We start from the raw sequence: 16,079 nt of genomic DNA on the forward strand, positions 1-16,079 counted from the left end.
GTATATTGTCTATTTGTCACCCTTTTCTGAGGAGGGTTTGTTATTGGATAGCTGACTTATATTATTTAGATATTCAGATAAGATGTTATTTCTTACTGCATCTGTATTTGCCAGATAATTTGTATAACAAACAATGGTCATGACTAAAGAGCTTTCTGTAATGTTATCAACCCATATATAGGGTTTCGGATCATCTAGAACATCTTTTTGTTTTTCCATGATTTTCATGATTAACGTGCGTGCTTGATCCAATTGTTGAATGGTAATTACAGGTAATTTAAATGAAACCAGACCCATATGACGTCCACGGGTGGCATTCTGAACAGAAGATGTGATAATTTGTGAATTTGGAACAATTAGGGTTGAAAAATCTGACAAACGAATTTCGGTAGCTCTTACTTTGATGCTCATTACCACTCCTTTAACACCATTTATGATAACCGTATCCCCTATGCGGACGGGTCTTTCAGCGAGAAGGATAAGACCGGAAACAAAATTCTGGACAATGGCTTGTAAACCGAAACCAATACCGACAGAAAGAGCGCTGACAATCCAGGTAATGTTTTGAGTTGTTACACCAAGGATGGATAAATCAATAATGGCGACAACGACCCAACAGCAATAATTGAAAATTGTATCAATTGAATTACAGGTTGCATTATCCAGACTGGTTTTTGGGAAGAAGTTTTTATTTAACCAGTTTCTGACAATTCTTATACAATATATACCAATGAAAAATACCAAGATTGCCTCGGCGATTGTTGAAAAGGAAAATGTAAAGTTACCTATTTTTTGGTTGGTTAGGGTGGTTGTTAAATGTTGGATGAAGACGACCAGATCAAAATTGCCGGGGGAAATAATGGAAACAATTGTCAGAATGACAGTTGTTAGTGTGATGACACCGGTAATGATGGTTGATAATTGTTCCATGCTTTGAGGTTTTATGCCTAAAAGCTGTATTTTTTTACCCAGCCAGCGATCCGGATCAAAGATGAGGTTTGTTATATCATTCAAAAGTATTCTTAAAAGACTTAAAGTACTGAAAACCAGAATTACCCAGTTAAGCCATACACACATTGAATAACCCAAATGGATGTATCCTGTTAGGATGGCAACAATAGAGATGATACAGAATAATGGGAGCCCGATTGCAACCACAAGAAGTGTGATATCCGGACTTTGATTATTTTGTGCTGAATGAAGTTTGATTCTTTTCTGACCCACTTCGCGAAGCTTTATGGGAATGGATAAAAAAAGGATTGAGGCGATACAGGCAAAAAAACCATTGCATAATTGCTGTGCTATAATACTTACACCACTAACATTATTGATATAACGGACAATTCCAAGAAGCAGGATAATGGCCATATAAATATTGGGTAGAATATTGATTGAATGCGCAACTTCATCACCAATGGGCAATAACCGCCATTGTGGATTTTTTACAGCAAGAAAACCTCGATAAAGTCCAAAGATGAAACCGCAAAAATAAAGTTGGTGAATTATGTTTTGTGCAAAAGCATAGGCTTGTGGGCTGATCGTATTGTGGTTATTAATGGTTACCAAAATGAGTGTGGCAGATAATCCTGCGGTAAGAGAGGCTATTATTGCTGAACACAGCGTCATTAAACTGCGTCTAAGACGTGTGGGGGGAATGAATTTTTCTGTGAACTGTACCAGTCCTTTTTCAATAAGAGGACGCAGGATGAAAATTAACAGAATAGCGCCAAGAAAACCTGCAAGCATTGTAAGACGGCTTCCCCAGCCATCTTGCCATGTTTTGGTGAATAAACTGCCAAAATCAGAATATAGTTTATTTATGCGGGAACTGTCATCATCGTAATGAATGGCAATTTCATGCCAAAAATTATAACCTAGGGGAGAGGATATGCGGGTAAATAACTGCACCTGTTGAATCTTGGATAAAGCCTGCTGAATTTGTGCAACCTGACTATTGGCTTCCAAGGATATGATTGTTGCCTGCTGAATTTTTGCGCTAAGATCATTTCTATTTTGAATAAAGGATTTTTGTCGATCATTTAAATTTTTAATATCATCTTTATTTTTATCACTTCCTGTATTTTGGATAACGTTATCCAGTAGCTTTAAAGCCTGATTATATCCCTTCAGACGAGGGGTCAAATCAGTTACAATCGCATCGGCCGAGGTGGATATCGATCGTGCTTGATTCAGCAGATTTTTGAATTGTGTAAAATCTTCAGAATGCTGAAGGTTTTGTAAGCTTTTATTAATATTTCCCAATTGTTTTATAAGCTTATTTAAAATTGGTTGAGTTGTTGTATCGGGAATATTGAGAAAAACAGGTGTATTTGAAGGGGTTGATGAGGAAATAAGAGAGTTGGCTGCTTCTTGCGCGTGGGTATTTTGTATAGATATTATTCCAAAGGAAAGGAAAAGATTAAATAATAGGTATTGCACTATTTTCATAGAAGCAGCTCCAAGTTTAAAGGCAAATTTGTTTTATTTTATAACGACTTGGTAAAGTAAACTATAAAAATATGTAAAAATATTGTTTTTTTGTACAAAATAAGGCGAAAATGATTTTTTTGGAATGAATTATATGGGAATTGTTAGTAAAATGTATTCTCAAACATTGCTTTATTACATAAAAACATAATTTCTGAATGAATTAATGATAGCAAACAATCTGATTTATACGTTAACCGCCCCTTATCAGTTTCAGCAAGAAATTCGAAAAAGTATATTTTTGGCACATGCTGTGCCCGTCTATACAGAAATGCAGGTTGGGGAATGGTTGCAACGATTAAAAATACCAGAGGCAACACATAATTGCTGGGCTTATCGTATAGGACAAAATTATAAAAGCAATGATGATGGTGAACCTTCCGGAACAGCGGGGCGACCCATTTTACAAGTTATAGAAAGACAGAATTTTGATTGTACACTAGTAATAGTTATTCGATGGTTTGGTGGTATTAAGCTAGGCGCAGGCGGTCTTATTCGGGCCTATAGTGGAACTGCGGCTGAATGTTTACGTCAGTCTTCCTCCAAATTATATATTCCTAAAAAAGAAATTATAATTGTCTGTTCTTTTTCAGATTATGCTTTGGTAAAAGCCCGTATTGGAGAATATCAAGCAGAAATTGCCATGGAAAATTTTGAATCCATGGATGTGGAGTGTCATCTTGTCGTGCCTGAAGAACAGTATTTGGCTTTAAAGCGGCGTTTACTTGATCTGACAAGGGGACAGATATTGATAGAGGATATTATATAGATAAAGATCGGTGATAAAATACAGGAGGAGAGATGATTTCCTGATCCTTGGGGTATAAGGATCAGTTACGTTTGTATTGACAAAAATTAGAAATCTGTTCCCCCGACGGTCAGGCCGGAAAGTTTAAGGGATGGCTGTCCAACTCCAACCGGTACGCCTTGACCAGCCTTTCCGCAAGTTCCCACCCCTTTATCTAATTCAACTTTATTGCCAATCATTGTGATTTTGGTAAGGGCATCTGGACCATTTCCAATCAGGGTGGCCCCTTTAACTGGATGGGTGACCTTTCCATTTTCTATCAGATACGCCTCTGAAGTAGAGAAGACAAATTTACCAGAGGTAATATCAACCTGACCACCGCCAAAATTGACAGCGTAAAGACCTTTTTTGGTGCTTTTAATCATATCGTCCAACGTATCTTTTCCAGCCAGCATAAATGTATTGGTCATACGAGGAATTGGCGCACAGGCAAAAGATTCTCTGCGTCCATTTCCCGTTGATGGTTTATTCATCAGACGGGCGTTCAAACGGTCATAAAGTAATCCTGTCAAAATGCCATCCTCGATCAGGTTTGTCCGTTGAGTTGGAGTTCCCTCATCATCAATATTAAGACTTCCCCGTCGTTCAGAGAGGGTGCCGTCATCAACGACATTAACCCCTGGAGCTGCAATTCTTTTACCCATTAAACCGGCAAAAGCAGAGGTTCCCTTGCGATTGAAATCACCTTCTAATCCGTGGCCGATAGCCTCATGTAACAAAATACCAGGCCATCCAGACCCGAGAACGACATCCATTTCACCGGCAGGTGCAGATTTACTTTCCTGATTGATTAGGGATTGATGCAAGGCTTCATGAACAGCATTTTTCCAAATATTTTCCTGTGTAATATGATCGTAACCATGGCGTCCACCACACCCATAGGAACCTATTTCTCGACGTCCATTTTTTTCTGTTATGATGGTAACATTAAGTCGAACCAGGGGACGGATGTCAGCAACACGGAACTGACTGGTCCGGATAATTTGAATTGCCTGCCATTCTGCCGATAGGGATGCGCTTACCTGAACGACATGAGGACTTTTTGAACGGGCATAAGCATCAATTTCATGAAGCAAATGAGCCCGATCGGCAAATTTACCTTGATGAAGTGGGTTGTCAGGGTGATAAAGCTGATGATTGGTCAGGACAGGTTTATCACTGATTATAGATTCATGATCTGATTTCAGTTGGCTGACAGTTTCACTGGCACGTTTTAAGGCTTTATCACTTAATTCATTGGAAAAAGCAAATCCTGTTTGAGTATCCAAGACTGATCGTAGGCCAAATCCAGAAGTGATATCTGTTGTCGCGGTTCGGATGGTTCCATCATCAATACTTATCATTTCACTTTCACGATATTCAAGAAACAGTTCTCCATCATCCATGGAAGAAAGGGTCTGATGAATGGATTTTTCTGTCTTATCCCGATCCAGCTGGGTTTTCTGTGGATTAAAAAATATAGAATCTGTCAGGGTCAAGGCATTGATGGGGTCAGTCATAAATGATAGCTTTCAAGAGGATCAAAATAAAAAATGTTAGTCATGATAATGATTTATTTTTACGCATATGATGTAGGGCAATCGTAACTGTTGTCAATAAAACGATTGCAAAGGCTTGATGAACGGTGCCTGCCCAGACGGGAACAACAAGCAATAATGTTGTAACCCCCAGGGCGTATTGGATAAGGACAGCCCATCCCATTGCCATAAAGCTGTCCTTGGTCGCCTTGTCCAATGAGGATTTCAGACCTGTCATAACGGTTATTAGAATCATTATGCCCGTAAATGTTGCCAGGAGCCTATGATTGAATTGAATGGTTGAAATATTTTCAAACCAGTTTAACCAGAAAGGGGATAGTCTGTTATAATCAGCAGGAATCAGGTGGCCGTTCATTAGGGGAAAACTGTTAAAGGAATGACCCGCATGGGTTCCTGCAGTAAAACCACCGGCAACAATGGTGACTAGCAATAAAATGAAATCAGTTCTCAATAGGGTTTTAATAAATTTTACGGCTGGATTTTGGGTCAGTGGATTGGGAACAGGATGGCGTAATGAAAGGGCTGTCCATAAAATAGCGATATAGAGAATAATGGCGCAGGCTAGATGCAAAACGAGACGGACCGGTTCAACCGCGGTGCTGTTTGCTCTGAATCCAGAATGAACCATGAACCAGCCAATACCGCCCTGTAATCCACCGAGAATAAAAAAAATGAACAGGCGCAGAGCCAGTTGTTTTGTGATCATTTTTTTATAAATAAACCAGATTAAGGGTAAAATGAGAACCAGACCTATTAATCTTCCCAGAAAACGATGGCTCCATTCAGCCCAGAAAATCTGTTTAAATCCATCCAGTCCAAACCCATTGTTAAGAATTTGATATTGTGGAATGGTTTTATAAAGATCGAATTCCCGAACCCATTCTGCGTGGCTTAGAGGGGGGATGATACCAGTGATTGGACGCCAATCCATAATGGACAGACCGGAACCCGTTAGTCGTGTATATCCCCCAAGGGCTATCATGCAAAGAAGCATAAAGCAGATGAGGAACAGCCACGTTGAAATTGATTTATTGTTTTGCATGAGTAAAGAAATTCTAAATAAATGATAAAGGGTATCGTTTTAAAGAAAAGTGAGATATTGTGTTTTTTTTAGTCCTATAAGAAGGTTTTTGCAAGTCAAGCCTTTCATAAGGTCAATAATTTAGTTGTGTTATGAAAAGAAATAAAAATTTAACTCAATACAAAACACTAATTGGTCAAGTAATAAAACCATTATGTATGGTTTTTGGAATTGTTATTGTTCTTTTACTTGCTCGTTATTTTCACGGCTTTGATTTGTTTTTAAATGATCATACGTTATTAAGGCGCGGGATAAAAGGTCCCCTGATTTTCTTATCCATTGCCATCATTATGTGCATGGTCGGTTTTCCAAGACAGCTTGTCTGTCTGACGGCTGGGGTGGTATACGGTTTTTGGTTGGGTATTTTTTACGCCACGATTGCGACTGTCATAGGAGCGTTATTGGCTTATAACTGGGCCCGGTGGCTGGGACGTGAATGGGGGAAAAAATATCTTTCCCATGCAAAACTAAAAAAAATTCATCATTTTATTCAAACAAACCCTTTTCATACCGTTCTTATCTGCCGTTTGATGCCTGTGGGCTCTTCCGTTCTGCTGAATACCATGGCTGGTATAGTTGGTATTTCCGTTATGCCTTTTATCTGTGCGACTTTTCTGGGAAGCTTTCCACAAACGGTTGTTTTTGTTTTACTCGGCGGCGGAATTCGGATTGGCCATTTTGGGCAAATTACGTTAAGTTTACTTTTATTGGCTGTTTCAATACTTGCTGGTTTGATTTTAATGAAACGTTCTTTTAACAAAAAAGATGATTTATTATTGCCTGAATAATTATAAAAGCATTATAATTTTCTCAGGATATTTCAAGGAGGCTATTGATGTTAAAGCTTTATACAATTCCAGGCGCTTGCTCAACAGGATGTCATATTGCCCTATATTGGTGCAAAGCTGATTTTGACTTTGAAATTGTTGATCATGATGGTTTAAAAAAGGATGAATTTCTTAAATTGAATCCATCAGGTAAGGTGCCCGTATTGGTTGATGATCGTTTTGTGCTGACTGAAAATGTCGCCATCATGAATTATATTGCGGATTCTTTTCCACAAGGGAAGCTACTCGGAGATGGTAGTAAGCAACAAAGGGCAGAGGCTTTGCGTTGGTTGGCTTTCGTAAATTCCGATATTCATCCTGTATTCGGTTTGATTTTTGGAGGACAACAAATCAGCGGCGATCAAAAAGTGATTGAAATCCTTGATACTGCCGCTCGTAAAAAACTTCATAAATTATACGGTCAGGTTGATAAACAACTGGCGGAAAAGGAATGGATCGCGGGTTTCCGTAGTGTGGCAGATCCATATTTATTCATGACCTTGACCTGGGTTCAAAATCTAAAAATAGATATTTCGAGTTATAAGAATCTGTTGCAGTTTTATATGAAAATGCAAAAAGATGATGGGGTTCTTGCTGTTTTCAAGGCGGAAGGTATTCCGAATTTCGTTTGATGTCCAAATAAGGTATGATGAAAATGAAATTTCATTTTCATCATTTTGGAAAATTATTTTATCCATTATTTGACAAGATTAATTTTTGCATATTTTATAATCTTTTCATCGTTCAATAGATAAAGCTCGTCAATTAATCCGATTTGCAGACTGCCGGGGGCGTTGATATGTTGCATAGCGATATCGGCGGCAATGCCAATAAAAGCCATTGCCGCGGAACAAGCATATAGGGTGTTTTTTTCAACAGACAGGCATGCTGCGGTGATGGCGGTTGCTGCACAACCAGATCCTGTTACTTTGGTTAAGAGAGGGTGGCTGTTTCTTACGGAGACAATCTCTTTTCCGTTGGTGATATAATCTGTTTGGCCACTGATTGACACAGTGGTTTTATAAGATAAGGCCAGTTGTTTAGCGGCTTCCAGTGCATCATGAGAGGAATCAAGACTATCCACTCCATGGCCCTGTGTTCGAGGAGATGTATTTTGATGATAATGGTAAAGACTGATAATTTCTGACGCATTTCCCCGAATGGCATTGGGGAAATTCTGTAAAAGACTGAGCGTTGTTTTGGCTCGATAAAGAGAGGCACTAATGCCCACCGGATCGAGTATCCATGGAATGTTTTGCTGGTATGCGGTACGACTGGCCAACTGCATGGAGCGTAATTGGGGTGTTGATAAAGTCCCGATATTGATAACCAGAGCGTTGGATTTTTGAACGAATTCCTCAACTTCCTCCTCCGCATTGGCCATGGCGGGTGATGCGCCAAGCCCAAGTAAAATATTTGCGGTAAATTGGGTTGCAACCTGATTGGTTATATTGAGGATAAGTGGATTTTTTGCGCGTATGGCATGAAGAGTGGAAATTAGGATATTGGGTTCGATCATGATAATACAAAGTTTTTGTTTTATAGGTTATGGTTTATGAATGGAGATTATAGACTATTTCGTTGCAAAAGATATCTGCCTTACGTATTCTAGAAATAATAATGTCTTTTAAAATTTGAGAGAATAATAAAGTGGATCTTGGTCTAAAAAATAAAAAAGTGCTTATTAGTGGCGGTTCCAAAGGAATTGGATTGGCGATTGCCCAAAAATTTATTGATGAAGGTGCGTTTGTCAGTATTTGTGCCAGAAATCAGCAAGGTATCGATAAGGCTATTCTGCAATTGGGTGACCGGGCCATGGGCATGACTGTTGATATTAACAAGGCGGATGAAGTTGAAAGATGGATCAAGGAAAGTCACAAAAAGATGGGTGGGCTTGATCATGTGGTGGCGAATGTAAGCGCTCTTGCCTCGGGACGGGATCTGCAAACCTGGAAAAAGGCGGTTGATACAGACCTGTTAGGTACCGTTGCCCTAGTTAACGAGACATTGCCTTATTTAACCAAACAGAAAAACGGATCAATTGTTATCATATCCAGTGTTTCCGCTTCTGAAATAGACGTATTTGCTGAACCATATGGCGCCTTAAAGGCTGCCTTGAATCATTATGGCAAATCGGTTGCACTAAGAGTTGCAGAACACAATGTAAGGGTTAATCTTGTTTCTCCAGGAACAATTTATTTTAAGGGAGGGATATGGGATCAAATTGAACGGGAGCAGCCTGAACTTTATAATACAGCCTTGAAGAATAACCCGTTAGGTCGTATGGGAACACCAGAGGATGTGGCCTCAACAGTTGTTTTTCTGACAAGTGAACAGGCAAGTTTTATTACAGGAAGCAACCTTGTTGTTGATGGTGGCATGACAAAACGCGTGTAAAATTATTGATAAATTGCCTGTCCCAAGCCTTTTTAAAATCAAATAGGCGGTATCGGGCAATTTAACCGGTTATATATATTATGTTCTTTAAATAAGGTTAACCAATTATTTTAATATCATATGATAGAAATAATGAATTTATCTGAACAATTTATAATATTATGAAAAATTATACATTAATTCAGCAAGTTGTTTTATTTTTAAAAGATAATCCGCATAAACGATTTACCGCGCGTGAAATTGCAATCCAATTAGTTAAAATTTATCCTGATTATTATAAACAAAAAAGACTAAATAGCCAGCAGCGTTTTACCTCGGAAAATTCTTTTATTTCTCAAATTGTTGCTGAAATTGGTTCACGTATTAAAAGGTTGAAACAATCAAATGCAGGAATATTGATTCAGGACCAACCTCGACCAAGAGTTTACGAATGGAAAGGTAATTCCAGGCTCAAGAGCAATTTTATAGATAAACTGAAAGATGAAGAAAATGCAGGTAAAGACATTTTAAATTTGCCATTAAAAAAGATAAATTATACGGAAGCTGATCTTTATCCTTTATTGATTGAGTATCTTGGTACGGAATATAATTTAAAATGTGATAGGATCAATGAAAAATTTTCAAAAAAAGGTAAAGGGGAAAATGGCAATAAATGGTTGCATCCGGATATTGTTGCTTTGCAGGCAGTGACTGAAGACTGGAATAGTTTGGTTAAAACTTGTGTACAGTCAGGGGATGCTAAAATGGCTTATCTATGGTCTTTTGAAGTAAAAAAACAGATTTCCCGCTCAACGGTTCGTCAATATTTTTTTCAGGCCGTTAGTAATTCCAGTTGGGCAAATTACGGTTATCTTGTGAGTGCAAGCATTCCAGATGATGGAACGATGAATGAGCTGAGAATGTTGTCGGCTTTACATGGTATTGGGTTAATTATACTTAAAACAGATAATGTAATTGATAGTCAGATAATGATTCCGGCGGCATTTAGAGCAGAGGTGGATTGGTGCTCGGTAAACCGGTTGGTTGAAGAAAATCCGGATATGAGATTGTTTATTCAAAAAGTTGCAAGTTATTATAAAAGCGGTTTGTTACAAAAAACTGGATGGAGTAATGATTTACTGAAAGTTGAGAGTAATTAAATATAAATTATTAATATATATTAATTTAACTATAAAAAACTGATTTGATTAAAATAATTCTTAAATAAATATATAAATATTTTCCAATATGTTATAATTTGTAGAGTAAAAATGAATTTATTCAGTGTGTTATTCATATAAGAGATTTTTCATGAATTTTTATATGTTGGTTTTTGTAAAATTTATTATCGGCTTTGCTGTTGTAATTTTTTATTTTAATCAGTCCGGAAAAACTCAGCTTTCCCAAATGACCCCTATTGATCTGATTGGAAATTTTATATTGGGTGGAATAATTGGGGGGGTTATTTATACAGATAGTATTTCTCTGTCTCGTTATATTGTTGTCTTGATAATTGGCACTCTATTAATGCATTTTCTAAATTATATTGCCAAGAAATTTGATGTTTTCCGTGCCTTGGCCTTGGGTAACACGATTGTTTTTATTAAAAACGGTTCCTTATTAATGGATAATATCCAGGATAAAAAAAATAAAATTGATATTATCAATATTATGTCCAGTTTACATTCCAGAGGCATTGGTTCAATGCAGGAAATATATTATGCCCAAATTGAGCCTAATGGATCGTTGACTGTTAAAAACAAAGAGGAAAAGGATCCTTCCGTCATTTTAATCCTTGATAGCGAGATCAAGGATTGTCCATCCCATTTGTTGGATATAAGTCAAGATACGGTCCAGCATTTACTTGATAAATATTCCTTGAAACTGGAGGATGTTTATCTAGCCGAATACTACGATAAAAAGATCATGTTTGCTTTATATGACGGTAAAAGAATAACTATTCCATTTTATTGAGCATCTATAGTGCTATATAAATTAATTTGAATATTTAAGTTTTTGTTTTTTAGTTTGTTTTTGAAAAATGTTTTATTTTATTGGATTTTTAGATGTTTGAAAAACAAAGGTTCTTTGCCTTTTTTATATGTTTATTTATATGTAGTTTTTTTTTAAATTCATTATCTGTCAAAACTGTTTATGGAAATTCAAATGTTCAGAATTCGGGTAATGAACAAATTTTAAAGGTTGTTGACGTATCTGAAATAGACAGGGATGGTTGGGACTGTCTTGCGGTTACTTTTTCATCCCCCCTGAATGAAAACCAGAACTTTGAAGAGATATTGCATCTTTTTGATGCAAAAAAAGGAAAGGTGGATGGCGCCTGGATTTTATCTGAAGACCATCAGGAACTTATTTTTAATCATCTTGAGCCTAACCGGAAACTGGTTTTAACTGTTGATGCTGGATTAAAGGGTAAAGACGCAAAAATTCTCAGAAAAGAATATACGGCCAAAATCACAACAAACGATTTAAGTCCCAATATCAGCTTTGCCAGTCAGGGTTCTTTGTTTCCCGTAAGATTGGCCGAGGGTTTGCCTGTTATAACATTGAATGTAAATCAGGCAAATGTTGAATTCTTCAGAATAAAAAATGACCAGCTTGTCAATTTTTTTGAAGATAAGGAATCTTCCTCAATCTTGTCAAATGACATGATCTCGGCTTTGGTTGATAAGGCGGATCTGATATATACGGGTTCTTTTAAGCTAAATGTAGATAAAAATCATCGTCAGAAAATTTTACTGCCGATTTCTTCCATCAAACCTTTACAAAAAAAGGGTGTTTATTTTGCGGTTATGCGTTCCGCGGGAATGTATAATTACAGTTATCCTGTTACAGTGTTTACGATTTCTGATATTGGCATTTCCGTACATCGTTATCAGGATAATGATCAGGTCAGCGTTTTTACACAGTCTCTAGAAACGGGTGATGTCTTACCAAACGTAAATATCAGTGCTTTGGATAAAAAAGGGCATATCATTGCGACAGCTTTTTCAGATAAGGACGGTTATGCAAATTTGACAAATATGTCAAAAGCTAGAATTTTGCTGGCAACACAAAATGGTCAAACATCCTTTATCCAATTAAAGTCTCCAGCTTTGGATTTATCAGATTTTAAAATTGATGGAGATATCCAGCATGATTTACAGTTTTTCGTTTTTGGCCCCCGTGATTTGTATCGTCCGGGAGAAACCGTAATATTGAACGCTTTATTGAGGGATGCGGATGGGCAACCTGTTCAAAATATTCCAGTCAATGCTATTGTTTATAATGCAGAGGGAAAAAAGGCCCAAAATTTTGTTTGGAAAGCCTTAGAGACAGGATTTTATCAATATCAGTTAAAATTACCCGCCAATGCTGTAACAGGCAAATGGTCTGTCGTTGTGAAAGCGGGAAGGAAAGAATTGAATCAGTATCGATTTGCAGTTGAGGATTTTTTGCCTGAACGTATGGGTCTTACTTTACAATCGGAAAATCTGGAAAATTCGAAAAATAATGTGCCTCTGACCTCTCGGCAAGATTTGCATGTCAAGGCTAATGGCTGGTATTTGTATGGGGCGCCGGCCAGTCATAATCTTTTATCAGGTTCAATTACCATGCACTCATTGAGAAAAGCGGTTCCTCAATTAAGGGGATTTGAATTTGGTGATAGTCAAGAAAAAGGCCTTGATAAACGGATGGATTTTGACGAGATTCATCTGGATCAGCTAGGTTATGGCCAAATTAAAATGGCCAATCAATGGCAAGGGATCAGATCACCTGTTCAATTGATTACCGAGGCCAGCCTGTTTGAAACCGGAGGACGTCCAGTGGTGAGACATTTGACGCAATTTGTATGGCCAGCCAAGCAATTGGTTGGTATCCGGCCCCTTTTTGATTCGGTTACCTCGCATGACAAGCCAATTCGATTTGAGGTTGTCATGGCTGATTTCGAAGGGCATAAATTACCGGCAAAAAATTTAAAAGCAAGATTTGTTTATGAACGTCATGATTATTATTGGACATATTCTGATGATACAGGGTGGGACAGCCATTTTAATAAGAAAGATGTTATAGAGGATGAACAGCTTTTAAACATAGGCCAAAACAAAACAGCGATGCTGACATTTCCTTCCAAAGATTGGGGATCCTATCGATTGGAAGTGTTCAATCCAGATACCGGTTTGACATCCAGTTATTCTTTTGAAACGGGGGCAGTTGAAGAAGCGGGTTCAGAAGAGAATTTGCGTCCCGATCAGGTTAAGGTCATGCTGGATAAAACGGCTTACAAAGTTGGCGATATTGCCCGAATCACTTTGACCCCTCCTTCTGATGGCAAGGGTTATTTGGCGGTAGAATCATCAGGTCAGCTATTATGGCGGCAATCTATTCAGGCTTCTGCCAAAGGTTCAAGTTTTACCCTTCCCATTAATTCAAAATGGTTACGTCATGATGTATATATTACAACTTTGATTATTCGACCCGGTGACCGTAAGGTTGGCGCCACTCCAAAACGATCTGTGGGAATATTACACTTACCTCTTGATCGGCAGGATCGTAAGTTAAAACTTCAAATGAAAATGAATTCAAAAATCGAGCCTTTAACGGATCAGAAAGTTAAGGTCAAAGTTACGGATGCATATGGGAAACCTGTAAAGGATGCCGAGGTTTTGTTATCCGCCGTGGATACAGGTGTCTTAAATATTACGGATTACAAAACTCCAGATCCTTTCAGGGCTTTCTTTGATCGCAAAGCTTATAATGTTGATCAGTTAGATGTTTATGGCAAGTTAATCGAGGCAGGTCAAAACCCTTCGGCAAGTTTGGCTTTTGGTGGGGATGCAATGGTGAAGGGGGGGAAACTGCCTGATACCAAGATCAAGATTGTTACGTTACAACCCAAGCCTATTCATGTGAATGATCAGGGTGAAGCCGAGATTTCAATTACTGTTCCAGATTTTAACGGCGAATTAAGAATTATGGGGCAAGTTTGGACAGCTGGTCAATTTGGTATGGCAGAAAATAAAATAACAGTTGCCGCACCTATTGTTGCCGAGATGTCCACACCACGTTTCCTGGCAGGGGGTGATGAAACGGTTCTGGCACTTGATCTTACTAACATGACCAGACAGTCACAGGAATTATCTGTGCGTTTCAAGACAGAAGGATTTATTTTTGCAACGCATTCTGGGGATCAAGCTGTTATATTGGCACCAAATGAACGGAAAACATTAAAAATTACTGTCCAGGCAAAAACAGGATCAGGAGAAGGAAAAATCAGGGTTGATGTTTCAGGAATTGTCTCCAACGGTAAAAAGCAAGTATTGAGCCGTTCATGGTCAATTGGAACACGCCCGCCTTATGCTGCTCAATTTATAATAGAACAGACTAAACTAAATAAAAAAAGTTGGCAGATATCACCATCGGTCTTGCATAATATCGGGATTTCAGGTCGTGAGGGGAGACTGAACATAAGTCCTTATCCACCCTTGAATTTATCCAGACAGATTGAGGATTTACAAACTTATCCCTATGAATGTGCCGAACAAACAACAAGTGGAATTTATCCTTTCCTCTATGTAAACGAGGATGTCTTAAAACAGCTTAACATTAAAAACAAGCTAACCGATCAACAGCGTCATGATGCGATTAATGCAGCGATTTTCCATATACTAACGATGCAGCGTTCAAATGGGGGATTTGGGTTATGGAGCAGTGACAGCCCAGAAGAATATTGGTTAACCGTTTATATCACGGATTTCCTTATTCAGGCACGGGACCGGGGTTATATGATTCCTGAAGATGCCTTGCAAAATGCCTTAAAACGTTTGTTAATATATGTTCAAAACGGCAATGAGATTGACCCTTATTACAGTCGTGACTTTAATGAATCGCGTTTTACGGTTCAAGCCTATGCTGGATATGTATTGGCACGAACAAAACAGGTACCTTTAGCCGCATTAAGAAATCTTTACAATCATCGTAAACAGGCACCATCAGGACTTTCTTTAATTCAGTTGTCAGCAGCATTAAAGCTAATGGGAGATGAGGGACGTTCTGCACAGACCTTAAATGAAGGTTTACATTATGGGCAACGTGTTCATGATTGGTGGATAGGAGATTATGGAAGTGATATTCGTGATAATGCGTTAATTCTTGCACTTTTACAGGATAATCATTTGGTCAGTGATGACGTTGTTATACAAAGGCTGTTTGCTTTAAGTCACCAAATTGAAGATAAAATATATTTGTCTACACAGGAAAAGAATGCAATTTTTCTGGCAGGATATCGCTATGTTTCAAAATCTGCTAAAAACTGGAAGGTTGAGGTCGACGTGGCAGGGAATCATTATAACCTGACAAACCAAAAATCTTTTTTGCAATTCAATGATCAGGAAATGAGACAGATCAATACGCTTCGCCTTGCCAGCAAAACGGGAGATGTTGATCTATATCCAAATCTCGGTTTATCTGGTTATCCGTTACAGGCTCCTGTACAGGTTCAGAAGAAGGAACTGAACATAGAAAGAGAATTTCTTGATATTTACGGTAATCCAGTGGATTTGAAAAATGTCAAAACGGGTGATCTTATATTGGTTAGAATTAAGATATTTTCGTTTTCAAGAATGCATGATGCCCTGGTGGTTGATTTCCTGCCCGCTGGATTTGAGCTGGAAAATCAAGATCTTTCAAATGTTTCTGTCAATTTGGAAAATGCAGGGGAGGTAATTAAAAAATCGCTTGAAAAAATGCAGGAAGCATCCATTCAACATCAAGAATATCGCGATGACCGTTATGTAGCCCAATTGAATCTTACAAATAAAACTGAACTGGTTTATTTGGCCCGTGCGGTGACACCTGGAAGGTATCACATACCATCGGCAACATTACAGTCGATGTATCAGCCAGGCCGGTTTGCAAGGACCAGTGGCAATATGACATTAATAGTTAAAGCACGTTAAAAAATT

At 38.1% G+C, this 16,079-nt stretch carries 11 protein-coding genes; 7 read left to right on the forward strand and 4 right to left on the reverse strand.

Annotated features, from left to right (window positions below; genetic code table 11):
• Positions 1-9: 9 nt before the first annotated feature.
• On the reverse strand, positions 10-2,448 hold the full coding sequence (locus GM552_RS00370) for a DUF3772 domain-containing protein (protein WP_155564787.1): 2,439 nt from the start codon (positions 2,446-2,448) through the stop codon (positions 10-12).
• Between the two features lie 205 nt (positions 2,449-2,653).
• On the opposite strand from GM552_RS00370, the gene GM552_RS00375 reads away from it, so the two are divergent.
• Positions 2,654-3,256, forward strand: a complete 603-nt coding sequence (locus GM552_RS00375) for a YigZ family protein (protein WP_155564788.1) — start codon at positions 2,654-2,656, stop codon at positions 3,254-3,256.
• A gap of 86 nt (positions 3,257-3,342) precedes the next feature.
• On the opposite strand, the gene tldD is transcribed toward GM552_RS00375, so the two are convergent.
• Together tldD and GM552_RS00385 are read right to left on the reverse strand one after the other, a co-directional pair.
• Positions 3,343-4,794, reverse strand: coding sequence for a metalloprotease TldD (gene tldD, locus GM552_RS00380; RefSeq protein WP_155564789.1), 1,452 nt, complete (start codon positions 4,792-4,794; stop codon positions 3,343-3,345).
• Positions 4,795-4,834: 40 nt separating this feature from the next.
• Positions 4,835-5,875 (reverse strand): COX15/CtaA family protein, encoded by a 1,041-nt coding sequence (locus GM552_RS00385; RefSeq protein WP_155564790.1) that lies wholly within the window; start codon positions 5,873-5,875, stop codon positions 4,835-4,837.
• Positions 5,876-6,072: 197 nt separating this feature from the next.
• Between GM552_RS00385 and GM552_RS00390 the strand changes: the two genes are divergently transcribed.
• Positions 6,073-6,702: a TVP38/TMEM64 family protein gene (locus GM552_RS00390; RefSeq protein WP_196424189.1), complete on the forward strand. Its 630-nt coding sequence runs from the start codon at positions 6,073-6,075 to the stop codon at positions 6,700-6,702.
• Positions 6,703-6,749: 47 nt separating this feature from the next.
• Positions 6,750-7,373 (forward strand): glutathione S-transferase family protein, encoded by a 624-nt coding sequence (locus GM552_RS00395; protein ID WP_155564792.1) that lies wholly within the window; start codon positions 6,750-6,752, stop codon positions 7,371-7,373.
• Between the two features lie 65 nt (positions 7,374-7,438).
• Here the strand turns inward: GM552_RS00395 and thiM are convergent, their stop codons facing one another.
• On the reverse strand, positions 7,439-8,260 hold the full coding sequence (gene thiM / locus GM552_RS00400) for a hydroxyethylthiazole kinase (RefSeq protein WP_155564793.1): 822 nt from the start codon (positions 8,258-8,260) through the stop codon (positions 7,439-7,441).
• Between the two features lie 131 nt (positions 8,261-8,391).
• Here thiM and GM552_RS00405 point away from each other — a divergent pair, with 131 nt between their 5' ends.
• From GM552_RS00405 to GM552_RS00420, 4 genes are all read left to right on the forward strand, one after another.
• Positions 8,392-9,138 (forward strand): SDR family NAD(P)-dependent oxidoreductase, encoded by a 747-nt coding sequence (locus GM552_RS00405; RefSeq protein WP_110439268.1) that lies wholly within the window; start codon positions 8,392-8,394, stop codon positions 9,136-9,138.
• A gap of 161 nt (positions 9,139-9,299) precedes the next feature.
• Entirely contained in the window at positions 9,300-10,277 is a 978-nt protein-coding gene (locus GM552_RS00410; RefSeq protein WP_155564794.1) for a COG2958 family protein, read from the forward strand.
• A 151-nt stretch (positions 10,278-10,428) separates the two neighbouring features.
• Complete coding sequence (locus GM552_RS00415; RefSeq protein ID WP_110439269.1) at positions 10,429-11,091, forward strand: DUF421 domain-containing protein; 663 nt, start codon at positions 10,429-10,431, stop codon at positions 11,089-11,091.
• 92 nt (positions 11,092-11,183) lie between these two features.
• On the forward strand, positions 11,184-16,073 hold the full coding sequence (locus tag GM552_RS00420) for an alpha-2-macroglobulin (protein WP_155564795.1): 4,890 nt from the start codon (positions 11,184-11,186) through the stop codon (positions 16,071-16,073).
• Positions 16,074-16,079 lie beyond the last annotated feature (6 nt).

The sequence above is a fragment of the Commensalibacter sp. ESL0382 genome (assembly GCF_009725775.1).
GTDB lineage: Bacteria > Pseudomonadota > Alphaproteobacteria > Acetobacterales > Acetobacteraceae > Commensalibacter > Commensalibacter melissae.

What these genes read in the sequence shown, in the direction of transcription:
- GM552_RS00370 (WP_155564787.1), bottom strand. Translation starts at nt 2,448, where the DNA reads ATGAAAATAGTGCAATACCTATTATTTAATCTTTTCCTTTCCTTTGGA.
- GM552_RS00375 (WP_155564788.1), top strand. Translation starts at nt 2,654, where the DNA reads ATGATAGCAAACAATCTGATTTATACGTTAACCGCCCCTTATCAGTTT.
- tldD (WP_155564789.1), bottom strand. Translation starts at nt 4,794, where the DNA reads ATGACTGACCCCATCAATGCCTTGACCCTGACAGATTCTATATTTTTT.
- GM552_RS00385 (WP_155564790.1), bottom strand. Translation starts at nt 5,875, where the DNA reads ATGCAAAACAATAAATCAATTTCAACGTGGCTGTTCCTCATCTGCTTT.
- GM552_RS00390 (WP_196424189.1), top strand. Translation starts at nt 6,073, where the DNA reads ATGGTTTTTGGAATTGTTATTGTTCTTTTACTTGCTCGTTATTTTCAC.
- GM552_RS00395 (WP_155564792.1), top strand. Translation starts at nt 6,750, where the DNA reads ATGTTAAAGCTTTATACAATTCCAGGCGCTTGCTCAACAGGATGTCAT.
- thiM (WP_155564793.1), bottom strand. Translation starts at nt 8,260, where the DNA reads ATGATCGAACCCAATATCCTAATTTCCACTCTTCATGCCATACGCGCA.
- GM552_RS00410 (WP_155564794.1), top strand. Translation starts at nt 9,300, where the DNA reads ATGAAAAATTATACATTAATTCAGCAAGTTGTTTTATTTTTAAAAGAT.
- GM552_RS00415 (WP_110439269.1), top strand. Translation starts at nt 10,429, where the DNA reads ATGAATTTTTATATGTTGGTTTTTGTAAAATTTATTATCGGCTTTGCT.
- GM552_RS00420 (WP_155564795.1), top strand. Translation starts at nt 11,184, where the DNA reads ATGTTTGAAAAACAAAGGTTCTTTGCCTTTTTTATATGTTTATTTATA.